This window comes from Paracoccus sp. T5 (assembly GCF_048538155.2).
Classification (GTDB): Bacteria; Pseudomonadota; Alphaproteobacteria; order Rhodobacterales; family Rhodobacteraceae; genus Paracoccus.
The window spans coordinates 1-26,663 of the sequence record NZ_CM135809.1; the positions used below are offsets into that span (position 1 = coordinate 1).

Consider the following 26,663-nt stretch of genomic DNA (forward strand, 5'->3'; position numbering starts at 1 on the left):
ATGATGGACAAGATCTGGGGACAGGCATGCGCCGAGTTGGAGCAGAGCGTTGGGCCGAACAACTACAACCACTGGATCAAGCCGCTTCGCCTGACCGCCGTCGATGACGGCGCCGCGCGTTTCGTCAGCCCCACGCGCTTCATCTCGGACTGGGTGAACCGGCATTTCGCCAAGGACATCATGGCCGTCCTGTCGCGCAACGGGCTGTCGGTAGAACGGCTTCGCTTTGACGTGGGCAGCACGGCTTCCCGTCCCGCGGCACCCGCCGCAGGCGCGGCCCCGGCCACCGAGGCCGCCACCACCCGCGCGCCCCGCGCCGACCTGGGGGCACCGCTGGACCCGCGCTATACCTTTGGCAATTTCGTCGTCGGCAAGCCGAACGAACTGGCCCATGCCGCCGCGCGCCGCGTGGCCGAAGGCGGGCCGGTGGGCTTCAACCCGCTGTTCCTTTATGGCGGCGTGGGCCTGGGCAAGACCCACCTGATGCACGCGATCGCGCATGACTATCAGGCGCGCCATCCGTCGGCGCAGGTGCTGTACCTGTCGGCGGAACAGTTCATGTACCGCTTTGTCCAGGCGCTGCGCGAAAGCACCATCATGGACTTCAAGGGCATGTTCCGGAACGTGAACATGCTGATGGTCGACGACGTCCAGTTCATCGCCGGCAAGGACAGCACGCAGGAGGAATTCTTCCACACCTTCAACGCGCTTGTCGATCAGGGCAAGCAGATCGTGATTTCCGCCGACCGTGCCCCCGCCGAGATCAAGGGCCTGGAGGAACGCATCAAGTCGCGCCTGTCCTGCGGCCTGATCGTCGACCTGCACCCCACGACCTACGAGCTGCGCCTGGGCATCCTGCAGTCCAAGACCGAGGTCTTCCGCGCCCAGCAGCCGGATCTGGAGATCGGCGCGGGCGTGCTGGAGTTCCTAGCGCATCGCATCACCACGAACGTCCGCGTCCTGGAAGGCGCGCTGCAGCGCCTGTTCGCGCATGCGAGCCTGTTGCGGCGCGAGATCACGCTGGAAGTGGCGCAGGAATGCCTGGCCGACATCCTGCGGACCAATGACCGCAAGATCAACATCGACGACATCCAGCGCAAGGTCGCGGAACATTACAACATCCGCCTGGCCGACATGATGGGCCCCAAGCGCGCCCGCAATGTCGCCCGCCCGCGCCAGATCGCGATGTATCTGTCGAAACAGCTGACCAGCCGCAGCCTGCCGGAAATCGGGCGCCGCTTCGGGGGCCGCGACCACACCACGATCATGCATGGCGTGCGCAAGATTGAGGAACTGTTGGTCGAGGACAGCAGCATGGTCGAGGATATCGCCGTGCTGAAGCGGATGCTGGAAGCCTGAAAACGAAAATCTTGTGACCGCCTGCAGGCGCGGTTACACATCAGGTCCGACGAACGGGCCTGATGCCCAGGGACAGGGGAATCTGATGAAATTCTCGATCGAGCGCGCCGTTCTGGTCAAGGCCGTGTCGCAGGCCCAATCGGTCGTTGAACGCCGCAACACCATCCCGATCCTGGCCAATGTGCTGATCGAGGCGACGGCCGACGGCGTCAGCTTCCGCGCCACCGACCTGGACACCGAGGTGGTGGACCGCGCCCCCGCGCAGGTCGAGCGCAATGGTGCGACCACCGTCAGCGCCGTGATGCTGAACGAGATCGCCCGCAAGCTGCCTGACGGGGCGCTGGTCCAGATTGCCAGCGACGACGCGGCGGGGCGGCTGTCGGTGCAGGCCGGACGCTCCAGCTTCAGCCTGGCGACCCTGCCGCGCGAGGATTTCCCCGTGATGGCCTCCAGCGAATACAGCGCCAATTTCCGCGCGCCTGCGGGCGTGCTGCGGCGGCTGTTCGACAAGTCGAAATTCGCGATCTCGACCGAGGAGACGCGCTATTACCTGAACGGCGTCTACATGCATGTCGCCCAGTCCGAGGACGGACCCGTGCTGCGCTGCGTGGCGACCGACGGGCACCGGCTGGCGCGCATCGATGCCCCCCTGCCCGCGGGCGCCGAGGAGATGGCAGGCGTCATCGTCCCCCGCAAGACCGTGGGGGAACTCCGCAAGCTGCTGGATGATGACGAGGCCGATATCGCCGTTTCGGTCAGCGAGACCAAGGTGCGCTTTGCCACGCCGACCATCACGCTGACCTCGAAGGTGATCGACGGGACCTTCCCGGATTACAGCCGCGTCATCCCGATCAACAATGCCCGCCGGCTGGAGGTGGATGCCGCCGATTTCGCCCGCGCGGTGGACCGCGTCGCCACCGTCAGCAGCGAAAGGTCCCGCGCCGTCAAGCTGGCCCTGGACAGCGACCGGCTGGTCCTGTCGGTGAACGCCCCCGATGCCGGCGCCGCCGAGGAGGAGCTGATCGTCGCCTATGCCGACGAGCCGCTGGAGATCGGCTTCAATGCGAAATACCTGCAGGAAATCGCCGGCCAGGTGGATCGCGACAATGCGGTCTTCCTGTTCAACGGCTCGGGCGACGCCGCGCTGATCCGCGAAGGCAGCGATCAGAGCGCGGTCTATGTCGTCATGCCGATGCGCGTGTGACACTGGGGCAGCTGCGGCTGTCGCAGTTCCGCTCCTGGCCCCGGCTGGAGCTGGAACTGGACACGCGCCCGGTGGCGATCTTCGGCCCGAACGGTGCGGGCAAGACCAACATTCTCGAAGCGGTCTCGATGCTGGCGCCCGGGCGCGGCTTTCGGGCCGCCGCCGCCCCCGACCAGGCACGGCAGGGCAAGGAGGCCGGCTGGCGCATCCGCGCCACCCTGGACGACCATGCGGTCGAGACTTGGGCGCCGCCGGGCCAATCCCGCAGCGTCGTCATCGACGACAAGACCGTGCCGCAGACGGCCTTGGCGCGGCTGGTGCGGGTGATCTGGCTGGTGCCGGCGATGGACCGGCTGTGGTCTGACGCGCCCGAAGGCCGGCGGCGGTTCCTGGACCGCGTGACCCTGTCGCTGCTTCCCGATCATGCTGACCTGGCGCTGGCCTATGACAAGGCCATGCGCGAGCGGAACCGTCTGCTGAAGGACCAGGTCGGCGATCCGGGCTGGTACCGTGCGCTGGAGGGTCAGATGGCCGAGGCTGGCGCCGCGCTGACCCGGAACCGGCAGGCCGCGCTTGACGCGATCATGGCCGCGCAGGACGGCGGCGCGGATTTTCCCGCCGCGTGGCTGTCGCTGCTGCCGGGGGAAGGGGCGGCCGACGATCCGGATGCCGACAGCATCGCCGCCCGCCTGGCCGGGATGCGCGGCCGGGACATGGCGGCAGGGCGCACACTGACCGGCCCCCACCGCGCCGACCTGGGCGCCAGCTGGGGGCCGCAGGACATGCCCGCCGCCCAATCCTCGACCGGCGAGCAAAAGGCGCTGCTGCTATCGCTGATCTTGGCCAATGCGCAGGCGCTGTCGGACCAGCCTGTGCTGCTGCTGCTGGACGAGGTGGCGGCGCATCTGGATGCCGACCGGCGCGCGGCGCTTTATCATCGCATCAGCGCCCTGCCCGCCCAGAGCCTGCTGACAGGGACGGGCCCCGAACTGTTCGCGGACCTGGGATCGCGCGCGCGCCATCTGTCGGTCACCCGGTCCGAGGCAGGTTCCACTGCGGTCGAGGCGGGCTGACGGGGTCGCCGGATCCTTGGTATGACGCCTGCAGCCGCACCCGTTCCAAGGCTCGACATGCATTCAGGCCACGTGCGGCACCACGCCCGTTCATGCGCGGGTCAGCCGCCCCCCGCGAGCAGCTATGGCCAACGCTGCGGAAAAGCGCGTAAATCCCGGAAAAACCCTGTCAAAGCCGTGACTTTGCACCGCCGAGGGCTTATATCGGGACAGGACGAACAGGAAGCCCCACCCATGACCGAGACCGCACTCCAGCCTGCCGAATACGGTGCCGATTCCATCAAGGTTCTCAAGGGCCTGGACGCGGTACGCAAGCGCCCCGGCATGTATATCGGGGATACCGATGACGGCTCGGGCCTGCATCACATGGTCTACGAGGTCGTGGACAACGGCATCGACGAGGCGCTGGCGGGTCACGCGGACTTTGTCCGGGTCAAGATCCATGCCGACAGCAGCGTCAGCGTCCGCGACAACGGGCGCGGCATTCCGGTGGACATGCATGCGGGCGAAGGCGTCAGCGCGGCCGAGGTCATCATGACCCAACTCCATGCCGGCGGAAAGTTCGACCAGAACAGCTACAAAGTGTCGGGCGGCCTGCACGGCGTGGGTGTGTCGGTCGTGAACGCGCTGTCCGACTGGCTGGAGCTGCGGATCTGGCGCAACGACAAGGAATACTATGTCCGCTTTGAGCGCGGCGATACGGTCGAGCCCCTGCGCGTGGTGGGCAACGCCCCCGGCCAAAAGGGCACCGAGGTCCGCTTTCTGGCCTCGACCAAGCTGAACAGCGCGGACGGGACTTTCAGCAACCTGGAATACAGCTTCAAGACGCTGGAGAACCGGCTGCGCGAACTGGCCTTCCTGAACAGCGGCGTGCGCATCATCCTGGAGGACGAGCGCCATGCCGAGGTCCAGAAGACCGAGCTGTTCTATGAAGGCGGTGTCCGCGAATTCGTGAAATACCTGGACCGCTCCAAGACCTCGGTCATGCCCGAGCCGATCTTCATGACCGGCGAGAAGAACGGCATCGGGGTCGAGGTCGCGATGTGGTGGAACGACAGCTATCACGAGACGGTGCTGCCCTTCACCAACAACATTCCGCAGCGCGACGGCGGCACCCATATGGCCGGGTTCCGCGGGGCGCTGACGCGCGTGATCGGCAAATATGCCCAGGACAGCGGCATTGCGAAGAAGGAAAAGGTCGACTTCACCGGCGACGACGCGCGCGAGGGTCTGACCTGCGTGCTGTCGGTCAAGGTCCCCGATCCCAAGTTCTCCAGCCAGACCAAAGACAAGCTGGTCTCGTCCGAGGTTCGTCCCGCGGTCGAGCAGCTGGTCGGCGAAAAGCTGGCCGAGTGGTTCGAGGAGAATCCCGGAGAGGCCCGCCAGATCGTCGGCAAGATCATCGAGGCGGCCCTGGCCCGAGAGGCGGCGCGAAAGGCGCGGGAGCTGACGCGGCGCAAGACCGCGATGGACGTGGCGTCGCTGCCCGGCAAGCTGGCCGATTGTCAGGAAAAGGACCCGGCGCTGTCCGAACTGTTCATCGTCGAGGGCGACTCGGCGGGCGGATCGGCAAAACAGGGCCGTGCGCGCCAGAACCAGGCCGTGCTGCCCCTGCGCGGCAAGATCCTGAACGTGGAACGCGCACGCTTTGACCGGATGCTGTCCAGCGACCAGATCGGCACGCTGATCACTGCGCTTGGCACCGGGATCGGACGCGACGAATTCAGCCTCAAGAAGCTGCGCTACCACAAGATCGTCATCATGACCGATGCCGATGTGGACGGCGCGCATATCCGGACGCTGCTGCTGACCTTCTTCTTCCGGCAGATGCCGGACCTGATCGAGGCGGGGCATCTCTATATCGCGCAGCCGCCTCTGTACAAGGTTGGGCGCGGGCGGTCCGAAGTCTATCTGAAGAACGAGGCCGCGCTGGAGGATTACCTGGTCCAGCAGGGGATCGAGGGGGCCGCGCTGCGCCTGGCCTCGGGTGAGGAGATCATCGGCAACGACCTGGCACGCGTGGTCGAGGATGCCCGTGCCGCCCGTCGGGTGCTGCGCGCCTATCCGACCCACTACCCGCCGCATATCACCGAACAGGCGGCGATCGCCGGGGCGCTGGTTCCGGGACGGGTTGATTCCGATGCCCAGGGCGTCGCCAGCGACATCGCCGCGCGTCTGGACCTGATCGCGGAGGAATACGAGCGCGGCTGGCAGGGTCGCCCGACCCAGGACGCCGGGATCCGGCTGACCCGCACCCTGCGCGGCGTCGAGGAGAACCGCACGCTGGACGGCCAGATGCTGCGCAGCGGTGAAAGCCGCCGCTTGGGCGAGATGACCCGTGGCTTGCAGGATATCTATGGCAAGCCCGCCCGCCTGATCCGCAAGGACCGGGACCAGCCGATCTATGGTCCGCTGGGGCTGCTGCAGGCGGTCTTCCTGGAAGGCGAAAAGGGCCTGTCGCTGCAGCGCTACAAGGGTCTGGGAGAGATGAACCCGGAACAGCTGTGGGAAACCACCTTGGACCCGGTCGCGCGGACCATGCTGCAGGTGCGGATCGAGGATGTGGCCGAGGCCGAGGACCTGTTCACCAAGCTGATGGGCGACGTGGTGGAACCGCGCCGCGAATTTATCCAGCAGAACGCGCTGAATGTCGAAAATCTGGACACTTGAGACCTGAGCAGGCGGGGCTTGTTGCCCAAACGACACGCGCCCTGCGCGAGAATGAGAGTGAGGGCTCGCGGTATGCGGGCTTTCATTTGATTATCGGCGCGGTTTCTGCCCTAATGCGGCAGAATGATTTTGCTGGCAGGATCTCTTTGAAGGCTGCCGATTTCAGGAGTTTCCCGATGCGTCTTGTGTCCCTTTTCTCGGCCGGCACGGCCTCCATGGCCCTTCTTGCCGGCAGCGGCGCCGCCTTTGCGGGCGGTGCTATCGCACCCGTCGTCGATGTCGAGCCTGTCGTGGTGGAAGCCGCGCCGCTGGTCGCCGGCAGTTGGGCGGGCGCCTATGCGGGCGGCTCGGTCGGCTACTCCTTCGGCGGCGACGACCAGGTCGGCTTCACCCTGCTGGAAGATGGCGATGAAGAGGCCAGCGTCCTGGGCGTTGGCGATCTGGAGGTGAAGGGGTTCACCGCCGGCGTGCATGTCGGCTATCGCTGGCAGCGCGGCAACTGGGTCTTTGGCCCGGAACTGGGCTATGAGGGCGGCTCGGTCGACGACAGCGCGACGCTTGACGTCGACGGCGTGACCCTCGGTGCCGAAAGCACCGTCAATTCGATCCTTTCGCTGGTCATGAAGACCGGTTACACCGTCAACCCGCAGACGCTGGTCTATGGCACCTTCGGCGCGGCGCGCGGCGATTTCGATTTCACGCTGTCGGAAGGCGACGACTCCGCCACCACCGGCTACAAGGCGTCTGGCGTCGCGGCCGGGATGGGTGTCGAGCGCAGCCTAGGGGCGCGGACGTCGGTCTTTGCCGAATATCAATACCGCGACTTCGGCAAGGAAACCGTGGAGTTTTCGGACGAAGACACCACCCTACGCACTAACGCGACGCCCAAGCACAGCAATGTCAAGGTCGGCATGAACTTCCGCTTCTGATCTTTCCGGACCAACGACGACAAGGCCGGCCCATCGGGTCGGCCTTTCTCATGCAAGGCCCCGGCGCGCCGGACGCCTCTGGCCCTGCGACCGATAGCCGACGGGCACCGGGACGACGCGCGGACCGCAGGCCAGGGCCAGTCCCTGCGGCACCAGCGCGGCCAAGGCGCGATCGGCAACCTCCAGTCCGCCGGTATAGGCCCCGAAGGCTGGCAGGATCAGGTGGTCGCGGCCCACCAGAAAGCACCGCAGCCGCTGCCCCGCCAGCCGCAGGCAGGGGTGGTAATGCCCCGAGACATCTGGCCCCCGCCCCGCCTCGTGCCGCAGGGTCAGCCCCTCGTGCAGTTCGGCCGCGTTTTCGCCCGGCAGGCGCGGGCAGATGGCGCCCGGGTCGTGGTTGCCGCTGACCCAGATCCAGCGCCGCCCCTGCGCCATCCGGCGAAGGCTGTCGCAGACATCATCGGGCAGCGCCCGCCCCGCCGCGTCGTCGTCGAAACCGTCGCCCAGGCTGACGACGACCTCGGGGTCGGTGGCCGCGACCTCGGCCGACAGCCGATCCAGCGTCGCCTGCGTCTCATAGGGGGGCAGCAGCGCCCCGCCCCGCCGCGCCATGCGCTCCGACTTGCCCAAGTGCAGGTCCGCCACGATCAGCCAGCGCCGCGCGGGCCAATACAACGCGCCAGAAGGCCTTGCCTCCAGCCGCTGCCCGTCGAAGTCGATCTGGTGGCCCGTCACGCCAATCCTGCCTCTGCCATCAGTGCCGCGGCCTCGGCCTCGGCCAGCCGCTGTCGTCCCTGCCCCGCGATCGGCACCCGCCCGGCCTCCAGCAGCAGCGGCGCGGCCAGCGGAGAGACGCGCTCCAGCATCCGGTGGTCGTATCGGTCCGAGCGGGCCAGCATTTCCTCGATCCGGTCGAAATCCACAAGCCCCCGGCGCGCCTCATCGGCCGTGATCCGCAGCATCAGGTGATCCGGGTCGTACTTGCGCAACGTGTCGTAAAGGATGTCGCTGGAAAAGGTCGCCTGGCGCCCGGACTTGCGCTGCCCCGGCAGGTTTCGCTGAATCAGGCCAGCAATGGTCGCCACATTGCGAAAGCTGCGCTTCATCACCGCATTGCCGCCCAGCCAGTCGCCCAGCCCGTCGCGCAGCGCCTCGGGGTCCAGCAGCGGCGCGGGATCGGTCACCGGGTCCAGTGACCAGATCAGCAGCGCATAATCGGTCGAGAGAAAGCCCAAGGGACCCAGCCCCGCCTCCTCCATCGTGCGCGACATCAGCAGGCCAAGCGTCTGCAGCGCGTTACGCCCGGCAAAGCCGTAGAGCGCAAAGTGCCAGCGCCCCTGGTGGGGAAAGCTTTCGCTGACCAGCACGCCCGCGCGCGGCAGGGCGCTGACCCGGCCCTGCAGCGCCAGCCAGTCGCGCGTGTCGGGCGGCAGCAGGTCATGCGCCGCGGGGGTGCCGATCAGCGCCTGCACCCGATGCGACAACTGGGTCGAGGTGGCCAGCTTCAACCCGGAATAGACGGCAATCTTGGGTTCGCGCGTGGGTTGGCGCGTCACCTCGATGACCATCTCGCGCAGACCTTCGTAGCGGACCGTCTGGCCGCCGATCAGGAAGGTGTCGCCCGGCTCCAGCGTCGCGGCAAAGCTTTCCTCGACCTCGCCCAAGGGCACGCCGCCGCGCCCGCGCAGCCGCACCTTCACCATCTCGGCCTCGACGATGGTGCCGACATTCATGCGCAGGTCGCGGGCGGCGCGCGGATCGCGCAGGCGCCACAGCCCGTCGCGCAGCATCAGCCGCTGCCAGCGGTCATAGGCCCGCAGCGCATAGCCGCCGGTGGCGGCGAACTCCACGCAGGCATCGAAATCGTCGCGCGACAGATCGCGATAGGGTCCGGCGCGGGAGACCTCGGCATAAAGCGCATCCGCATCGAAGGGTCCGGCGCAGGCGGTCAGCAGGATGTGCTGGCACAGCACGTCCAGCGGTCCCGGCCCGCGCGGATCGCCGTCCAGGTCGCGCTGCTGCACGGCCTCCAGCGCTGCGACGCATTCGATCACCTCGAAGCGGTTCGCGGGCACGATCCGGGCGCGGCTTGGGGCATTGTAGCGGTGATTGGCGCGGCCGATGCGCTGGACCAGCCGCTTGACGTTCCGGGGCGCGCCGACTTGGATCACCAAGTCCACGGCGCCCCAGTCGATCCCCAGATCCAGGCTGCCCGTCGCCACCACCGCCCGTAATTCGCCCGCGGCCATTGCGGCCTCTACCCGCTGGCGCGCCTCGCGGGCCAGGCTGCCATGGTGCAGGCCGATGGGCAGGTTGGCATCGTTTTCAGCCCAGAGCGCCTGGAAGAACAGCTCGGCCTGGGCGCGAGTGTTGATGAAGATGATCGTGGTATTGGCCCGCGCGACCCCGGCCAGAACGTCGGGAACCGCGTAATGCCCGCCCCCGCCCGACCAGGGCGCAGGCCGCGATGTCGGCAGCATCGCAATATCCGGGTCCGGTCCGGGATCGGCATGAATGACCTCTGCGCCGCCCATGAAACCCGCCAGCTGCTCGGGCGCCTCGACCGTCGCGGAGAGCCCCGTCACCTGCAGGTCGGGCGCCAGCGTCTTCAGCCGCGCCAGGCACAGCATCAGCTGGTCACCGCGCTTGTTTTCCGCCAAGGCATGCAGCTCGTCCAGCACCACCCGGCGCAGGCCGCGAAAGATCGCCGGCGCCTGTTCATAGGACAGCATCAGCGCCAGCGATTCCGGCGTGGTCAGCAGGATGTCGGGCGGGTCCACGCGCTGGCGGGCGCGCTGGCTGGCGCGGGTGTCGCCGGTGCGATCCTCGATCCGGATGTTCAGGCCCAGATCCGCCACGGGGCGCGACAGGTTGCGCGCGATGTCCGCCGTCAGCGCCTTGAGCGGCGAGACGTAAAGCGTGTGCATCCCCCCCGGCGGGTCGCGCAACTCGACCAGCGAGGGCAGGAACCCGGCCAGCGTCTTGCCGCCGCCGGTGGGGGCGATCAGCAGGCTGTCGCCCGGGGCCTCCAGCAGGGCGATCTGATGCGGATGCGGCTGCCAGCCCTGGCGGGTGAACCAGTCTTGGAAATCGGGGGGCAGGTTCACGGGATCATCGCCTTCAGCGTCTCCAGCCGGTCCGCCTCGGCGGCGGGCTTGTCCCACCGGATGCGGCTGATGCGCGGAAAGCGCATGGCGACGCCCGACTTGTGCCGCGCCGAGGCGTTCAGCCCCTCGAAGGCCACCTCCAGCACCAGCTTGGGCGCGACCGAGCGGACGGGACCGAACCGCTCGGTCGTGTTGTTGCGGACAAAGCGGTCCAGGTCACGCAGCTCCTCGTCGGTAAAGCCGAAATAGGCCTTGCCCACCGGCACCAGCGCATCGCCATCCCACAGGCCAAAGGTGAAATCGCTGTAAAAGCCCGACCGCTTGCCATGCCCACGCTGCGCATAAAGCATCACCGCATCGACGACCATCGGGTCGCGCTTCCACTTGAACCACGGCCCACGCGGGCGGCCACCGACATAGCTGCTGTCGCGGCGCTTGATCATCACGCCCTCGATGACCGTGCTGGGGGGATCGGCGCGCAGCGCGGCCAGGTCGTCCCAGCTGCCGAAGGACAGCAACGGCGACAGGTCGATCCGGTCGCTGCCGAAATCCGCGGCCTCGAGGATCGCGCGTCGGTCCTGATGCGGCAGGTCGCGCACGTCGCGCCCCTGCCAGATCAGCGCATCATAGACGCGCAGGCCCGCCGGGTGGCTCTCCAGCAGGGCGCGGCTGACGGTCTTGCGGTTCAGCCGCTGCTGCAGGTCGCCAAAGGACGCGACATCACCCCCGCGCCGGACCAGCAGCTCTCCGTCCAGGGTGCCGTCAAAGTCCAGCGCCTCCAACAGGTCGGGAAAGGCCCCGCCCACGTCCTCGCCCGTGCGACTGTACAGCCTGCGCGTCCCGCCGTCGTTGATCGCCTGGACGCGGATGCCGTCCCATTTCCATTCTGCGATGTAATCCGCCGGGTCAAAGGCGCGCAGCTGGTCCAGGTCGACGGGGGTGGACAGCATGACGGGGCGAAAGGGCGCCCGCGCCGCCTGTTCGGGACGCGCGCCCCCACCGATCCAGTCGAACAGCGGCTGATAGGGCGGCACCAGCCCGTGCCAGACCTCCTCCAGGTCCTTCACCTCGGGCGCGCCCATCTGGGCCAGGGCCATCCGGGCCATGCGGGCCGACAGACCCACGCGCATGTTCCCGGTCGCCAGCTTCAGGAAGGCCAGCCGCTGCGACGGCCCCAGCCGGTCCAGCATGCCCGAGATGGCGGCGGGCAGCGCGGCCCGGCCGGTATCTGACAGCAGCCCGACCGCCTGGTGCAGCGGCACATCCTCGTCCCGCTCGCTGTCCCACAAGAGGGCAATGGTCTCCGCCAGATCACCCACAAAGTCATAGGACATCGCGAACAGCTGCGCGTCCACGCGTTCGGCCATCAGCCCGCGCAGCAGGCCCGGCGTCACCGCCCGCAGCTTCAGATCGCCAGTCAGCGCGGCCAGCGCATAGCCACGGTCGGGATCGGGCGTCGCCTCCAGGTAATGGGTCAGCAGCCGCAGCTTGGCGTTGCGCGCCGGCGTGAAGGCCAGCCGTTCCAGAAGATGCGCGAATGCTCTCATTCCGGCTCGTCCTCATAGCCGACAAGGCGCAGGGGGCGGGCGGCATAGCCCTCGATCTCGCACCAGCGCATCAGGCCTTCTTCAGTGCCGTGAGTGATCCAGACCTCGGAGGGGGACAGCTCGCGGATCGTCTGCGTGACCTGCGGCCAGTCCACATGATCGCTGATCACCAGGGGCAGCTCCACGCCGCGCTGCCGGGCGCGGGCCCGAACCGCCATCCAGCCCGAGGCAAAGCCGATCACCGGATCGCGGAACCGCTGCACCCAGGCGCTGGCAAAGGCCGAGGGCGGCGCGATCACCAGCTGTGCCGGCACATCGGCCGCCGTGGCCGGGACCAGCGGCCCCAGATCGATGCCTTGTTCCACGTGAAAATCACACAGCCGCTGCAGCGCGCCGTGGATCGCGATGGGACCGTCGATCCCCGCCTGCCGGGCCAGCGCGATCACCCGCTGCGCCTTGCCCAAGGCATAGGCGCCGATCAGGTGCGGACGTTCGGGAAACTCCTCCATGCTGGCGATCAGGCGGGTCATCTCCTGCGCCGGATCGGGGTGCTTGAAGACCGGCAGGCCAAAGGTTGCCTCGGTCACGAAGATGTCACAGGGAACCGGCTCATAAGGGGCGCAGATGGGGTTCGGGGCGCGGCAATAATCACCCGAAACGACGATCCGCGGCCCGCGATCAGGCTGCACCGCGATCTGCGCGGAGCCCAGAATGTGGCCGGCGGGATGAAAGCTGACGGCCACGTCGCCGATGCGGGCGACGCCTTCGGCAACCTGCCGCGTGCCGGTGAAATCCTCGCCATAGCGGATGGCCATGATGTCCAGCGTCTGCCGGGTTGCCATGACCGCGCCGTGGCCCGCGCGGGCATGGTCGCCATGTCCATGGGTGATCAGCGCGCGGGAAACCGGGCGGATCGGATCGATGAAGAAATCACCGGGAGGACAGTATAGCCCGGCCTCGGTCGGGTGCAGGATCTGGTCGGCGCGCATGTGACCCAAGATGGCGAACATTTCGTGAAAATCAACGCGGCAAACCGGACCCCGTGGATATTCTTCCTGATGGAACGCATCGGACACCTGCGTGGATCCGTGGCAGGACGCCCGGCAGCCTGTGCAACGCCTGCACGAAATGGCGATCTTTTTTTCGTGCATGTTCCCCAGGGAACAGCCACCTGCCGACCGGCAGCCTAGTCTGAAACTGCGCGATCGGTTCACGGCGTACAGGAACAGTCACCAGAACATTTCGGACCAGCTTTTCACCCGTTGCCTTTTTTCAAAGTCCTTTGACGTTCCCCGTCCAGACCCGAGACAGAACCGGCGGTCCCCGCCGCCGGTCGGGTCGGACGCCGCGCCGTGAACGGCCGGGCGATCCGGACTGCTACTCCGGGATCAACAAGGGGCGTGGCGGCAGAACCCGCCACGCCCGCAGCTTTTCACGGTGGGGGCACGTCGCCATCGGCCATCTGCTCCAGCAGTTCGACGTCGCAGATCAGCGTGCTGCCGTCACGCCTGACGGCCCCCGTGGCCGCCAGGGCGCCAAAGGCCAGGCTGATCTTGGGACGCGACGCCCCCAGGATCGCGGCGATCTCGGACTGGCTCAGGTCGAGCGCCAGGCGCCGCTGCGGGCCCTGTCCCGCCTCGCGCGCCAGCGCGTAAAGCAGGAACCGCACCAACCGCGCCTGCAGATCGTAGAGCGCGATCGACTCCATCTGGAAATTGGTCCGCCGCACATGCAGCGCCAGGTGCCGCGCCAAGGCAAGGCCCACCTCCGGCCGACGCCGGGCCACTGCCTCGAACCGCGCACGGGAAAGGGCCAAACAGGTCGTCTCATGGATCGCGGTGGCGTCGGCCGATCGCGGATGCCCGTCGACCAGCGCGATCTCGCCCAAGACCTCGCCCGGCCCCAGGGTGGTCAGGACGATCTCGCGCCCCTGTGCACTGGACAGCGACAGCCGGATGCGACCCGCGATGATGGCCAGCAGCTGATCGCCCGCGTCGCCGCGGGAAAAGATCAAGGTGCCTGCGGGCCAATGGCAATGGTGCAGGCCCTGGGCCAGGTCCGCCAGGCTGTCGGCGTCCAGGTCGCGGAACAGCTGAAAGCCCCCCAGGGCCGCGGCACGGGCCTGCGGGTCCGCGGGTGCCGGACGGAGGTTCTTGTCGCGGTGATCCATTGCTGCGGGGGTCCGGCTTCGACGGGGATCTGAAGGCGCCCCCGAGGGGGCAAAGGATAATTCGATCCCTGTTCATCAACAACAGGCATGTGTTCCGCCGGGAACAGACGGCGCCCCCGGAAGGGAGGATGCTGAACGGCAGGATCACCCCGGGCCCTGCCCGAAACAAGGAGGAGGAATTGCCATGTTGTCCAGTATCGCCACCTCGAACTGGTGGGTTCACGCCGTGTCGCAGCCCGCCGCCGGCGACGGCCTGGCCGCGCGCCCCGTCCGCAGCCTGGTCCGGCTGATGCTGACGCCGCTGTCCGGCCCGATCGGGCGTGCACTGGCCCGGCGCCGCCGTTTCTACGAAAGCAGGCGGATGGAGGCCGAATTCGCCCGCCTGGCGGAAACCTCGCCTCATCTCCTGGCCGATATCGGCATCGACAGGATCACCCATGCCCTGCCCGAACATCCGGCGGCGTCCCGCCCCTCCCCCGATGCGGTGTCGGTGCGGGCCGTGATCGGCGCGCTGCTGGCGCCGGCACAACCGCAACTGCGCAGCGGCGGGCCGGCCTAGACGACCGCCACCTCGACCGGCTGGCTCACGCCCTTCAGCACCTCGCTCCGCCGGGTGGCGGGCATCTGGCGCTCCGCGGCCGCATAGGTCGCGGCGCTGGCCAGGATCTCGCCCGGCCGGGCGGCTGCGGCAAGCCGCGCCAGCACATTGACCTCCAGCCCGAAGGCGCTGATGCCCTGGATGCGCCCTCCTGCGGCCGAGACGGCGCCGATGAACACCTTGCCGGTGTGGACGGCGACGCCGACCGGCGCGGCGCTGCCGTTGCTGCGCTCCCGGATCATCTGGCGCGCCAGGTCGGCCGCCCTCAGCGCCTTGGCCGCATAGTCGGTCCCGACGAAGCCCGGCGGCCAGACGGCAAAGACGGAATCGCCCTGGAACTCCAGCAGAAAGCCTTCGGTCTGGTCCAGGACCTTGGCGACCTCGTCCCGCAGATCCATGACCATGGCCGCGAATTCCCGGCCCGAGACCTGCCCCGACAGCGACACCGAATCGCGGATGTCGACCATCATCATCGCCATCGGCACCTCGGCCCCGCCGGGAAAGGCCTCCAGAAAGGCGTCGCAGGCCGTGCAATATTGGGGGTTGCGATGCGACGCGCCCAGGCCGCGCCGCCGCATCAGCCAGCCCCCCGCCCCGCCAAAGGGCACGGCGCAGAGCTTGCATCGCGGGCTGCCGGGCAACATCTGATAGCGCCGCTGCTTGGTCACCAGCACGGGATGCCCCTCGGCGAAGACGGTGAACCAAAGCTGTTCATTGCCTTCCTGTTGCTGCAGTGACGTCATGTGAAATCCTCCGTTCGGGGGTGCTTTGCCGGCCTCAGCAGGCGTCGTTCAGCACCATGGCCTGCGGGGTCGGGCTGACCTCCAGGCAGATCTGGTCGGGTCGCAGGGCGTCCGGGCTGTTGATCACTGCCGTCCCGAACAGGAATGTCTCGCCCGGCAGGACGGTCAGCGCAGGCTGGATACCGCGGTACAGCAGCTGCAGCGGCCTGTCCGGGGGGATGGGGTTCGTGCCGGGGATGCACTGCCGGCCGTCCGTGCCGTGGCGCAGGCGGATGCCGGGCGCCGTCAGGACCATCCCCGCTTCCAGCTGCGCATCGTCCAGCCCCGGTGGCCGTTGCCGCAGGCTCAGCACGTGGTCGTAATCGGGGCCGAAGGACAGGCCCTGGAAAGGCCCGGAATGCTGGCGGCCCGTCTGCAGGTTGGTCAGATGCGCCTCGTCCTCCCGGCCCCACAGCAGATAGGTCGCGAATTCCGGCAGCTCGAGGTGATGGGCAAAGGGCCGGAACATCACGACGCGGCCGACCTGCGCCTCGAAATCGGTCAGCAGCGGCCGGACGCGGTCGGCGCTCCAGGGATAGAAATGCGGGTTTTCCTCGGCGCGGTGGGTGAAGGGCGGCAGGCCCTGAAAGATCTGGGCGCGATAAGTGGTCCGGCGTCCGCTGGCGATGTCGGGGATGGTGAACAGATCGTCCGCATCGTTCGACAGCACGAACCAGTCGCAGGGATGTCGGCGGCGGTGGCCGCCCAGGGCGGCGGCGATCCTGGGCGGCAGGATGACCTCGAAGATCAGCTGGTACTTGTGCTCTTCCATGTAGAACTGGGTCATGTGCACGGCAAAGACCGTCCGGTGACCCACCAGCGTCATCGCGTGCTGATGCGGATGATTGGCGATCCGGGGCTGCATCATCAAATCGCGGCTCATCTCGGCAGGGTGGCCCGCGCCCTGCCTCCCGCAACCCGTCGCCTCCGATCCGGATGCCATTCCGTCCTGTTCCATGTGCAGCCCCCTTTTCCTGTCTTGCCCGGTCAGCCCGGCGCCATCCCGTGACGCGCCATGACCGCCTGCGCCGCGCTGCTGGCGGTGTCGGACAGCACGTCCCGCAGCGTCTTCAGCACCTGGCCGCCGCCCGCCTCGCTGAGCCAGGGGTTTTGGGTGGTCGAGATCAGGAAGCTCATCGGCAGCCCGTCCTGCGGCTGGACCCCGGCGCGGGTCGCAAAGTCGCTGACCAGCGCCTGCCCGTATTGCGCGGGATCGAAATCGGACGAGGTGACGAACATCGGCGTGGTCGGCACCACCCCGCCCTTGAAGCTCTGCAGGCTGAGCCGGCGAAAGATCAGGTCGTTCATCTCGTTCATCAGCCCCGGATCGCGGTTGGGCCCGTCGGCCGAGACCGGGTTGAACGCATAGGTCGTGATCGTCAGGTCCGGCCCCATGTCCCGGAACAGGGCGAAAAGATCGGCATCCTCGCGCAGCGCCTCGACCAGGTCGCGGTCGCGCAGGGGCAGGATGTCGTGCAGGATCCGCCGCTTTTGCGCGGCGATGTCGGCGGCGGTCGCGCCGGGCACGGTTTCGGCCGGCAGCTTCTGGAACGGGGTCACGGTAAAGTCCGGCCCCTCCAGGCAGACCAGCATCGCGTAAAAGCGCTTGGCGTTGAACAGGCAGCGCGCCAGCAGGTCGCCATAGCCCGACCGGTCGGTGCGGATGACCCGGTGCGACAGATAGACGGCCGCCGCCGCCGCGCCGGGCTTGGACCCCTCGATGCCATAGACGCCGACCGTGGGATCGATGCCGCCGTGAAAGACCACCGGCGCCTTGAACGAGACCATGTCCCGCATCGCGCCGTTGCGATAGCACAGCGCCCCGGCCGGATAGGGGGCAAAGCCCGACTTGTGCGGATCGACCGTGATGCTGTCGGCCCCCGGCAGCGCCTGCATCTGCCGCCGCACATGCGGGCCCAGCATCAGGCCCGGGCTGTCCCTGCCGTCGTCCTGGATCAGCGCCTGCCAGGCATAGTCGTCCCGATCCGGGAATGCGGCACCCGCGGGATGCCCCTGCGGCGCACGCAGCAGCGAGGCGAAATAGCCGCCCCAGGCGCCGTCGGCATGGACGCTGAACTCCATCCCCAGGGCGCGATATTCGTCGCGGATCGCCAGGATCTCGGCCAGCGGGTCCACGGCGCTTTCCTCGGTCGAACCCAGGACCGCCGTCACCTGCATGACCGGCCGTTCATCGTCCAGGCAGGCGTCCAGCACGGCGCGCAGGGCCACCATGTCCATCCGCCCCGCCAGATCGACCGGAACGGTCCGCAGCTGGTCGCGGCCCAGGCCGGTCAGGGACATGGCCTTGGGCCAGGAATAATGCGCCGTCGCCGGCGCCAGCAGCAGCGGCGCGTCCATCCCCGGCAGATGCCGCCGGTGAAAGGCCACCAGCCCCAGGGACTGGACCGAATGGCGCGCCAGCATCGTCTCGATCACCTGCGGGGCAATCCCCGAGACCTTGGCCACACGCGGTGCCAGCCCGATCACCTCGTCCAGCGGCAGGTTCATCAGCTGCCAGGGACCCAGATCCCCAAGCCGCGCCCGCTGGCCGTTCAGCAGACGGACAGTAACCGCGCGGGCCGCCGCCATGTCGGATTCGGCCGCGATCGCCGCGGCCATGGCCACGGCGAAATATTTCAGGTTCCGCGCCGCCCAGATGCTTTCGGCATTGGCGACCGAGCCGTCGCAGGTGATGTGACCCCAGGGCTTGACCGCGCCTTCGGCCACCTCTGCGGGCGAAGGCTGCGGATAACCCAGCATCCGGCACAGGTCATTGCCGACCTCGATCTCGAACAGGGTCGTGGCGGGGCTGGCCTCGGCGGCCACGTTGTTCTGGTTGTAGGGAAGTGCCGCGATATAGCCCAGCAACGCGGGCATGGTCTGGTCCCAGTACATGTGCGACAGGTTGCGGTGGCTGGCCAAAGGGATCGAGCCGCGCAGATAGCCCAGCATCTCGTCCAGCCGGTCGGACATGAACTGCTCGGAGGCACGCAGGCGGGGGGAGGCGTCGTCGCGATGAATGGGGGGATCGCCGGGCATATAGGCGCGGCGGAAATCCAGGTGCTGCTTCAGCGCCCGGTCGACCAGCCGGCAAAACAGGTCGCCATTCTCGGCCTTGGGGCCGATGAACCAGGTTTCGGGTGTGCGGTCCCCGGCCCGGTCAAGGCCAAGCGCCTGTTCCTTCTGGATGTCCGTCATCGACGACAGCAGGGGATGACGGGATCGGCGTCGCGCCATGGCGTGCTCCGGTTGTGGAAGGGTTCGCCGAAATTCCCATGATAGCAGATGTCTGGATGATTCTTGTCAAGGGAATGGTGACCCGATCCGAACGTCGGGCGACCGCATCCCTTTGGTCAGCTGGGCGGCGGGCGCTTGACCGGCACGGGCGCCTTGGACAGCTGGACGGCCAGGATGCCGACCATGATGATCGCGACGCCGATCACGTCGCCCGCACCAAGATCCTCGCCCAGCAGGAGGGCGGCCGTGGCCACGCCGAAGAAAGGCGTCAGGAAGTGGAAGGTGGCGGCGCGCACCGCCCCGATGCGGCCGACCAGCAGGAACCACACCCAGGTGGCCAGCAGCCCCGGCACCAGCACGGTATAAAGAAAGGCCACCACCAGGCGCGGCGTATAGACGACGTCCCAGCTCTCGATCCAGGGCGCGATCAGGCCCAGCGTCACCGCGCCGACCAGCATCTGCAGCCCCACGACCATCATCACATTGCCGCCCGAACTGGCCCCGCGCACCGTCAGGGTCGCGACCGCCAGCGCCAGCGCGGCGACAAAGCACATCACGATGCCGGTCAGGTCGCTGCCGCCCTGCAGGCGCGCGCCCATGATGATCGCCACGCCCGCCACCCCCAGGACCAGCCCGGCCACGCCCATCGGGCGCAGGCGCTCGGACATCAGCGTCCAGCCCAGGAAGGCCACCAGCAGCGGCATGGTGGCGGCGATGATCGAGGCAAGGCCCGCCTCGATCCACTGCATCGCCGTCCAGTTCAACCCCAGATAGAGTGCGTTCTGGCACAGGCCCAAAACCACCACCGCCCGCCATTGCGCCCGCGTCAGCCCGCGCCAGGTCTGGCCCATGGCCAGCGCGATCAGCACGCCGATGCCGCCCGACAGGGCAAAGCGCAGGGCCAGCGCCATCAACGGCGGCGCCTCGGTCACGATCATGCGGGTCGAGGTGAAGGCCGAGGCCCACATCACCGCAAAGGAAAGCCCCATCAGGATTGCGCGGATGTCCATGATCGTGCCTCGCTTGCAGGTGATGCAAGATCGCTAGCAGAGCGTTCAAGCCGCGGAAAGGCCCAATGAAAAAAGGGCCGCGCCCTGTGGCACGACCCTTTCGATCTTTCCGCGCTTGCGGGGGATCAGCTGTTGACGCTGTCCTTGAGCGCCTTGGCGATCGTCACCTTGACCTGCTTGTCGGCGGCCTTGGTCATCATTTCCTGGGTCTGCGGGTTGCGGACCTGACGCTCGGGGCGGGCGCGGCAGGCGATCTTGCCGATGCCGGGCAGGGTGACCGCGCCGCCGGCGGCGACTTCGCGGGTCACGATCGACACGATCGCGTCCAGAGCGGCCGCAGCCGATTTCTTGTCCGAGCCCATTTCTTCGGCGAGAGTCGCCACCAGCTGGGTTTTGGTCATCGGTTTGGCAGAAGCCGTAGCCATGGTCTGTCTCCTCTTGCCCTGTTCCACCGGGCCCATCATTAGCGCCTTTTGCGGCATATCGCCTGCTACACACGGTTTTGACGGGCAGATCAAGCCTTTTTCGCCATACGCGCGAAAACCCGCGTTTGCTGGTGATTTATGCCGCTGTCACAGAAACGCCGTCTCGCTGAAGGATCGCAACTTGCGCGAATGGATCCGCTCCAGCGGCATGTCGCGCAGCTTCTCCATCGCGCGGATCCCGATCAACAGATGGTTGGAGACCTGCGTCCGATAGAAATCCGTGGCCATGCCCGGCAGCTTCAACTCGCCATGCAGGGGCTTGTCGCTGACACATAACAGCGTGCCGTAGGGCACGCGAAAACGAAAGCCGTTGGCCGCGATGGTGGCGCTTTCCATGTCCAGCGCCACGGCGCGCGACAGCGACAGGCGATGAACGGGGCCGGACTGGTCGCGCAACTCCCAGTTGCGGTTGTCGATGGTGGCGACGGTGCCCGTGCGCATGATCCGCTTCAGCTCGTATCCGTCCAGCCGGGTGACCTCGGCCACGGCCTCCTGCAGGGCCACCTGCACCTCCGCCAGGGCGGGGATCGGAACCCAGACCGGCAAGTCGTCGTCAAGGACGTGATCCTCGCGCAGATAGGCATGGGCCAGGACGAAATCGCCCAGCGACTGGCTGTTCCGCAGCCCCGCGCAATGCCCGACCATCAGCCAGACATGGGGACGCAGGACCGCGATATGGTCGGTCGCGGTCTTGGCGTTCGACGGCCCGACGCCGATATTGACCAGCGTGATCCCCTGCCCGTTCGCACGTTTCAGGTGATAGGTCGGCATCTGCGGCATCTTGGACAGCACCGTCACCGGCTGATGCGGGTCGCTGATCTGCTGGTTGCCGGGCGCGACAAAGCTTGTATAGCCAAGCGAGCTGTCGGCCAGCGCCCGCCGGGCGAATGCCTCGAATTCGTCCACGTAGAACTGGTAGTTCGTGAACAGCACGAAGTTCTGGAAATGCTCGGGCGCGGTGGCGGTGTAATGCGCCAGCCTCGCCAGCGAATAGTCGATGCGCTGCGCGGTGAAGGCCGCCAGATGCTGCGTGCCATCGGGCATCGGGCAGGCCACGCCGTTCACGATGTCATCGTTCATCGTGTTCAGGTCCGGCACGTCAAAGACGTCGCGCAGGCTGAAATCCAGCACCCCCTCCTGCGGGACGGCCAGGTCGCTTTGCGCGGCCACGGCGAAATGCACGGGCATCGGCGTCGTCGACAGCCCGATCGACACCGGCACCCCGTGGTTCTTGATCAGCAGGCCCACCTGTTCGATCAGGTAGTTCCGGAACAGGTCGGGCCGGGTGACGGTGGCGGCATAGCTGCCCGGCTGCACCACGTGCCCAAAGGACAGGCGCGAATCCGTCTTGGTATGGGTGGGCACGGTCAGGCGGATCTCGGGATAGAAGGCGCGATAGCGGGCCTCGGGCCGTGCGCCTTCCAGGATGCGGGTGAAGTGCCCCAGCAGGAACCCCGTCGCCTCGTCATACAACGCCTGCAGCCGTGCCACCGCCGCATTGGCATCGGTAAAGCCTTCGCGGGCGGGGGGCGGGGGCGTCTCGACGGGCAGGAAGCGGGGATCCGTTGTCATCTGTTCTTGTCCTTCTGGTTGCCCATGACCCTGCCAGCGCGATGGACAGCAGGCAAGCGTCTGGCGCCCGTCCGCGGCCGTCGTTACGGTGCCGTCATGGAGATGCTAGTTTTCGGTCACGGCTATTCCGCCGGTTATTTGACGCCCCTGCTGACGGCACGGGGCTGGAACGTCACGGGCACGACGCGGGCCGACACGCACCGCGTCGCGGCGACCGGGGCGCGTCCCCTGCTGTGGCCCGGACAGGAGGACGAGGTTCGCGCCGCGATCACGCGGGCCGACGCCATCCTCGTCTCGACCGCCCCGGCCGACCATGGCGACCCGGTGCTGGCCGCCTTTCGCGACGAGATGTCCCGCGCCCGCCCGCGCTGGCTGGGCTATCTGTCCACCACCGGCGTCTATGGCGACCGCGACGGGGGCTGGGTCGACGAGGACAGCGTGCTGGACGGATCGGGCCCGCGCGGCCAGGCCCGCATCCGGGCCGAGGCCGACTGGCAGGACCTGGCGCGGGCGCATGACCTGCCGCTGCACATCTTCCGCCTGGCCGGCATCTACGGCCCCGGGCGCGGCCCCTTCCAGAAGGTCCGCGACGGCAGCGCACGGCGGATCATCAAGCCCGGACAAGTGTTTTCCCGCATCCATGTCGAGGATATCGCCCAGGTGCTGCTGGCCTCGATCCAGAAGCCCGCGCCGATCGGCATCTACAACCTTTGCGACGACGACCCGGCCCCGCCGCAGGACGTGATCGCCCATGCAGCCCATCTGCTGGGCCTTCCGGTGCCGCCGGCCGTGCCTTTCGAAGATGCCCGGATGTCGCCCATGGCGCGGTCCTTCTATGCCGACAGCAAGCGCGTGCGGAACGACCGCATCAAGCAGCAGCTAGGCGTCACCCTGCGCTATCCCGATTACCGCACGGGGCTGGCGGCCCTGCTGAACGCGGAAGGCTGAGGCCGCGCGCCGCATTGCCTTTGACCCCTTGCCATGCATGGATCACCTCATGACACAGCAGTTCGACGTTCTGATCGCCGGAGGCGGGCTGAATGGCCCCACCCTCGCCCTTGCCTTGGCGGATGCGGGCCTTTCGGTCGCGGTCGTCGATCCACGACCCGTGGATGCGCGGTCGGGCGACGGCTTCGACGGGCGCGCCTATGCGCTGGCGGTGGCCTCGGTCCGGCTTCTGTCGGCGCTTGGGCTCTGGGACGGACTGGCCGGTGACAGCCAGCCGATCCGGCAGGTCAAGGCATCGCAGGGCCAACCCGGAGAGGGCGCGGCCCCGTTCTTCCTGCATTTCGACAGCGCCGAAACCGAGGAAGGTCCGGTCGGCCATATGCTGGAGGACCGGTTCCTTTATCGCGCGCTGATGGCGGCCATGTCGGACAAGGTCACGCATTGGCCCGGCGTCGCCGTGACCGGGCAGCAGCCCGGACCTGCCGGCGTGACCGTCACGCTGTCTGACGGCCGGCAGATCGCGGCGCGCCTGCTGGTCGGGGCCGACGGGCGCGGCTCGGGCGTGGCACACCGCGCGGGGATCCGAAGGCAGGGTTGGGATTACGGCCAGACCGCCCTGGTCGCGGCGCTGGACCACGACCTGCCGCATGAAGGCATCGCGCATCAGTACTTCATGTCGACCGGGCCGCTGGCGATCCTTCCCCTGCCCGGCAAGCGCAGCAGCGTGGTCTGGTCCGAAACCCATGCCAACGCGGCCGCCATTGCCGCGCTGGACGATACGGAGTTCCTGTCGGTGCTGCGCCCGCGCTTTGGCGATTTCCTGGGCGGCATCGCGCTGGCCGGGCCGCGCTTCAGCTATCCACTGAGCCTGTCGCTGGCCGAACGCTATGCCGCGCCGCGCGTGGCGCTGGTGGGGGACGCCGCCCACGGCGTGCATCCCATTGCGGGCCAGGGACTGAACCTGGGGCTGCGCGACGTGGCGGCCCTGGCTCAGGTCCTGGTCGAGGCTGCCCGCTGCGGCGAGGATATCGGCAGCGAACTGGTGCTGGAACGGTACCAAGGCTGGCGCCGCTTTGATGCAACCGCGCTGGCGCTTGGCATGGACGGCGTCAACCGGCTGTTCGGGACGGACAACGGGCTTGTCTCTGCGGTCCGTGGCCTGGGGATGGGGCTCGTGACGCGGGTTCCCGCCTTGCGTCGCGGCTTCATGCGACAGGCGGCGGGGCTCTCGATCGACCCGATGCCGCGCCTGCTGACGGGGCGGGCGCTTTAACCGCCAAAGGCGATGTCAGGCGGTCAAATGGGCCGCGTGGGCCAGATCGGCGCGCAGCTGCGCCCGCGCCTCTGGCGCGCGATCGGGGGGCAGGCGCAGGATGAGGCTGGGGTGCCAGGTGACCAGAACGGGCCCGCCGTCCAACGCAGGCTCGATCGTGCCGCGGCGGGGCGTCAGCGGGCTGCGGTTTCCGGTCAGCGCAAAGGCCGCCGTCGCCCCAAGCGCGACCGTCAGGCGCGGCGCCACCATCCGGCGTTCCAGGCCCAGCCACCAACGGCACTGCTCGATATGCGGCCGGTCGGGAGTCTGGTGCATCCGGCGCTTGCCGCGTGGGGTAAAGCGGAAATGCTTGACCGCATTGGTCAGCCAGGCACGATCCGGGTCCAGCTCCGCTTCGGCCATCGCCTGACGCAGCAGCTGTCCCGCTGGGCCCACAAAGGGCCGCCCGGCCAGGTCCTCCTGATCGCCCGGCGCCTCGCCCACGATCATCAGCGCGGCGCCCGGATCACCCTGCCCCCAGACCGTCTGCGTGGCCGCATGGCACAGCTCGCACCGGGTGCAGCGCGCGGCCTGTGACGCCGCATGCTCCAGCGTTTCAGGCAGGCTGTCATCGGGCTGCTGACGGATGCGGGCGGTGACCCGGGGGGCAAAGGCCGGGGCTTCGGTCGCGCCGGCCTCCCGCATGGCCTGGACGCGGCGGGGGGCATCGGCCAGCATTTCGGGGATCAAACGGGTCTCGGGCAGGTTCTTCCAGTATTTCCTGGGCATCTCCGATCGCATCGCCTCGGTCTTGATGCGGGCCGGGTTGAAGATATTGGCGAAATAGGTCTGCCACAGGTCGTGGTTGGCGTCACTGGGCAGGTCGGGGCGCGGGGCGGAAGCTTCATAGGCGATGGCATCGCCGTCGAACCGGGCCGTTCCTTCGGGCGTGGCGATCAGCCAGTCCATGTCGGCAAAGCGTTTCGCAAAGAACGCCGTCCCGGCCTCCAGGATCGGGTGTTCGGGTTCGAACCAGGCCCCGAAGGCGCGGCGCGGCCCCTCCGACGGCAATTCGTGAAAGCGGACAAAGGCGTGCATCTTGTGGATGTCGCGGCGCACCGATTTCGCCATGCGGGTCAGGCGGTCCAGCATGGGATCGGCCGGGTTCGACAGGAACCGCCGGTCCGTCTGCGCCCGGATCAGCGCGGCATAGAGCAGGGACCAGCGTTCGGGGTCGGAATGGCTGGCGACCTGACGGGCCAGCTGCAGGAAATCCTGCGTGGCGGTGACCGGGTGGGACCCCGGCGGCGGGGTCGGGTCGGCCCCGAACAGGTCAGGGGGCGTGTCGGGCTCGGTCCATGACACACCTTCCGTGGGCACGCGGGCGCTGGCCAGATCGCGCGCCGCGGCCCGCCAAGCATCGAAGCGGCCAAAGCGGGGCAGCGGGACGCGGATCATCCGAAAAGGGACAGCTGTTCCGGCGGCGGGGCAAAGCGCGCGCGCAGGCCGGCACTGTCGGTCAGGCCGCCGGGGGTCCAGTCGGGCAGCGTCACGAAGGGCTGCGCCTTGGACATGATCGCGCCCATGCGCAGCAGGTCGGCATAGCGGATGGCCCCGCTGCGCCGCGCGGCCAGGATGCGCGTCACCGTCTTGGTGCCAAAGCCTGGCACGCGCAGCAGCATCTCGCGCGGGGCACGGGCCACGTCGACGGGGAACTGCGCCCGGTTGGCCAGCGCCCAGGCCAGCTTGGGATCGATGGCCAGGTCCAGGTTGCCCGACGGATGGGCGGCGCCGATTTCCTCGGCGTCGAAGCCGTAAAAGCGCATCAGCCAGTCGGCCTGGTACAGGCGGTGTTCGCGCATCAAGGGGGGCTTGATCAGCGGCAGGGCGGCGGAACTGTCCGGGATCGGCGAGAAGGCCGAATAATAGACCCGCTTCAGCTGATACCCTGAATAAAGGTTGGCCGAGGTCCGCAGGATGTCGCGGTCGGTGGCCTGATCCGCCCCGACAATCATCTGCGTGGACTGACCGGCAGGCGCGAATCGCGGCGGGCGCTTGCCGGAAAAGGTCTTTTCCTTCGCAGCCTCGCGCCCCAGTCGCACATCGGCCATGGCAGCGCGGATCGTCTCCGGTCGCTTTTCGGGGGCCAGCTGGCGCAGGCTGGCATCCTGCGGCAGCTCGATGTTCACCGACAGGCGGTCGGCGAACAGCCCGGCCTGCGCCACCAGGTCGGGCGAGGCGTCGGGGATGGTCTTGAGGTGGATGTAGCCCTTGAACCCGTGTTCGATCCGCAGCATCCGCGCGATGCGGACCATGTCGCCCATCGTCTGGTCCGGGCTGCGGATGATCCCCGAGGACAGGAACAGCCCCTCGATCATGTTGCGGCGATAGAATTCCAGCGTCAGCTTGACGACCTCTTCGGGCGAGAACCGCGCCCGTTCGACATTGCTGCTGACCCGGTTGATGCAATAGGCGCAGTCAAAGATGCAGAAATTCGTCATCAGGATCTTCAGCAGGCTGATGCAGCGCCCGTCCGGCGTATAGGCGTGACAGATCCCGCTGCCCCCCGCCGAGCCGACCCCGCCATTGCGCGAATCGCGCCGCGTCGTTCCGCTGGACGCGCAGGAGGCGTCGTATTTCGCCGCGTCCGACAGGATCGCCAACTTTTGCTGAAGGGTGCGCTGTGCCATGCTATGATAATATGTTCTTGCTCCGTTCCA

The 26,663-nt window shown here is 67.9% G+C and carries 21 protein-coding genes; 8 read left to right on the forward strand and 13 right to left on the reverse strand.

The genetic code is table 11. From position 1 onward, the window contains the following. From dnaA to ACNR9W_RS00025, 5 genes are all read left to right on the forward strand, one after another. Window positions 1-1,359, forward strand: a complete 1,359-nt coding sequence (dnaA, locus tag ACNR9W_RS00005; RefSeq protein WP_419268524.1) for a chromosomal replication initiator protein DnaA — start codon at window positions 1-3, stop codon at window positions 1,357-1,359. Window positions 1,360-1,444: 85 nt separating this feature from the next. After that, the gene (gene dnaN, locus ACNR9W_RS00010) at window positions 1,445-2,563 is read left to right on the forward strand and encodes a DNA polymerase III subunit beta (RefSeq protein ID WP_419268525.1); all 1,119 of its coding nucleotides are present in this window, start codon (window positions 1,445-1,447) and stop codon (window positions 2,561-2,563) included. Continuing rightward, window positions 2,560-3,636, forward strand: a complete 1,077-nt coding sequence (recF, locus tag ACNR9W_RS00015) for a DNA replication/repair protein RecF (RefSeq protein WP_419268526.1) — start codon at window positions 2,560-2,562, stop codon at window positions 3,634-3,636. The genes dnaN and recF overlap by 4 nt, the downstream gene beginning before the upstream one ends. 234 nt (window positions 3,637-3,870) lie before the next feature. Beyond that, the gene (gene gyrB / locus ACNR9W_RS00020; RefSeq protein ID WP_419268527.1) at window positions 3,871-6,306 is read left to right on the forward strand and encodes a DNA topoisomerase (ATP-hydrolyzing) subunit B; all 2,436 of its coding nucleotides are present in this window, start codon (window positions 3,871-3,873) and stop codon (window positions 6,304-6,306) included. Beyond that, window positions 6,303-7,235, forward strand: a complete 933-nt coding sequence (locus tag ACNR9W_RS00025; protein ID WP_419268528.1) for an outer membrane protein — start codon at window positions 6,303-6,305, stop codon at window positions 7,233-7,235. Before gyrB ends, ACNR9W_RS00025 begins: the two co-directional genes overlap by 4 nt. A gap of 48 nt (window positions 7,236-7,283) precedes the next feature. Here the strand turns inward: ACNR9W_RS00025 and pdeM are convergent, their stop codons facing one another. The 5 genes from pdeM to ACNR9W_RS00050 form a co-directional block, all read right to left on the reverse strand. Continuing rightward, complete coding sequence (gene pdeM / locus ACNR9W_RS00030) at window positions 7,284-7,970, reverse strand: ligase-associated DNA damage response endonuclease PdeM (RefSeq protein ID WP_419268529.1); 687 nt, start codon at window positions 7,968-7,970, stop codon at window positions 7,284-7,286. After that, a complete protein-coding gene (locus ACNR9W_RS00035) occupies window positions 7,967-10,342 on the reverse strand; it encodes a ligase-associated DNA damage response DEXH box helicase (RefSeq protein WP_419268530.1) in 2,376 nt (791 codons plus the stop codon). Before ACNR9W_RS00035 ends, pdeM begins: the two co-directional genes overlap by 4 nt. Continuing rightward, a complete protein-coding gene (locus ACNR9W_RS00040; protein ID WP_419268531.1) occupies window positions 10,339-11,889 on the reverse strand; it encodes a cisplatin damage response ATP-dependent DNA ligase in 1,551 nt (516 codons plus the stop codon). The genes ACNR9W_RS00035 and ACNR9W_RS00040 overlap by 4 nt, the downstream gene beginning before the upstream one ends. After that, entirely contained in the window at window positions 11,886-12,878 is a 993-nt protein-coding gene (locus ACNR9W_RS00045; protein ID WP_419268532.1) for a ligase-associated DNA damage response exonuclease, read from the reverse strand. The genes ACNR9W_RS00040 and ACNR9W_RS00045 overlap by 4 nt, the downstream gene beginning before the upstream one ends. 443 nt (window positions 12,879-13,321) lie before the next feature. Continuing rightward, window positions 13,322-14,059, reverse strand: a complete 738-nt coding sequence (locus ACNR9W_RS00050; RefSeq protein ID WP_419268533.1) for a Crp/Fnr family transcriptional regulator — start codon at window positions 14,057-14,059, stop codon at window positions 13,322-13,324. Between the two features lie 184 nt (window positions 14,060-14,243). On the opposite strand from ACNR9W_RS00050, the gene ACNR9W_RS00055 reads away from it, so the two are divergent. Then, on the forward strand, window positions 14,244-14,618 hold the full coding sequence (locus ACNR9W_RS00055) for a hypothetical protein (RefSeq protein WP_419268534.1): 375 nt from the start codon (window positions 14,244-14,246) through the stop codon (window positions 14,616-14,618). On the opposite strand, the gene ACNR9W_RS00060 is transcribed toward ACNR9W_RS00055, so the two are convergent. The 6 genes from ACNR9W_RS00060 to ACNR9W_RS00085 all read right to left on the reverse strand — a co-directional run bounded on the left by ACNR9W_RS00060 (window position 14,615) and on the right by ACNR9W_RS00085 (window position 21,743). Then, window positions 14,615-15,400 (reverse strand): adenylate/guanylate cyclase domain-containing protein, encoded by a 786-nt coding sequence (locus ACNR9W_RS00060; RefSeq protein WP_419268535.1) that lies wholly within the window; start codon window positions 15,398-15,400, stop codon window positions 14,615-14,617. The two genes, ACNR9W_RS00055 and ACNR9W_RS00060, sit on opposite strands and share 4 nt — an antisense overlap. Window positions 15,401-15,434: 34 nt before the next feature. Next, on the reverse strand, window positions 15,435-16,397 hold the full coding sequence (locus ACNR9W_RS00065; protein WP_419268536.1) for a hypothetical protein: 963 nt from the start codon (window positions 16,395-16,397) through the stop codon (window positions 15,435-15,437). Between the two features lie 29 nt (window positions 16,398-16,426). Continuing rightward, a complete protein-coding gene (locus ACNR9W_RS00070) occupies window positions 16,427-18,637 on the reverse strand; it encodes a pyridoxal phosphate-dependent decarboxylase family protein (protein ID WP_419268537.1) in 2,211 nt (736 codons plus the stop codon). Between the two features lie 155 nt (window positions 18,638-18,792). After that, window positions 18,793-19,686: a DMT family transporter gene (locus ACNR9W_RS00075; RefSeq protein WP_419268538.1), complete on the reverse strand. Its 894-nt coding sequence runs from the start codon at window positions 19,684-19,686 to the stop codon at window positions 18,793-18,795. 125 nt (window positions 19,687-19,811) lie between these two features. Then, window positions 19,812-20,111 carry an HU family DNA-binding protein gene (locus ACNR9W_RS00080; protein WP_419268843.1) on the reverse strand — a complete coding sequence of 100 codons (300 nt, stop codon included), beginning with the start codon at window positions 20,109-20,111 and terminating at the stop codon, window positions 19,812-19,814. A gap of 147 nt (window positions 20,112-20,258) precedes the next feature. Next, on the reverse strand, window positions 20,259-21,743 hold the full coding sequence (locus tag ACNR9W_RS00085; RefSeq protein ID WP_419268539.1) for an AMP nucleosidase: 1,485 nt from the start codon (window positions 21,741-21,743) through the stop codon (window positions 20,259-20,261). A gap of 96 nt (window positions 21,744-21,839) precedes the next feature. Between ACNR9W_RS00085 and ACNR9W_RS00090 the strand changes: the two genes are divergently transcribed. Together ACNR9W_RS00090 and ACNR9W_RS00095 are read left to right on the forward strand one after the other, a co-directional pair. Further along, window positions 21,840-22,691, forward strand: a complete 852-nt coding sequence (locus ACNR9W_RS00090; protein WP_419268540.1) for an SDR family oxidoreductase — start codon at window positions 21,840-21,842, stop codon at window positions 22,689-22,691. Between the two features lie 49 nt (window positions 22,692-22,740). Continuing rightward, window positions 22,741-23,964 (forward strand): UbiH/UbiF/VisC/COQ6 family ubiquinone biosynthesis hydroxylase, encoded by a 1,224-nt coding sequence (locus ACNR9W_RS00095; RefSeq protein ID WP_419268541.1) that lies wholly within the window; start codon window positions 22,741-22,743, stop codon window positions 23,962-23,964. Between the two features lie 15 nt (window positions 23,965-23,979). Here the strand turns inward: ACNR9W_RS00095 and ACNR9W_RS00100 are convergent, their stop codons facing one another. Together ACNR9W_RS00100 and ACNR9W_RS00105 are read right to left on the reverse strand one after the other, a co-directional pair. Then, window positions 23,980-25,401 (reverse strand): UdgX family uracil-DNA binding protein, encoded by a 1,422-nt coding sequence (locus ACNR9W_RS00100; protein ID WP_419268542.1) that lies wholly within the window; start codon window positions 25,399-25,401, stop codon window positions 23,980-23,982. Then, window positions 25,398-26,633, reverse strand: coding sequence for a putative DNA modification/repair radical SAM protein (locus ACNR9W_RS00105; RefSeq protein ID WP_419268543.1), 1,236 nt, complete (start codon window positions 26,631-26,633; stop codon window positions 25,398-25,400). Before ACNR9W_RS00105 ends, ACNR9W_RS00100 begins: the two co-directional genes overlap by 4 nt. Window positions 26,634-26,663 lie beyond the last annotated feature (30 nt).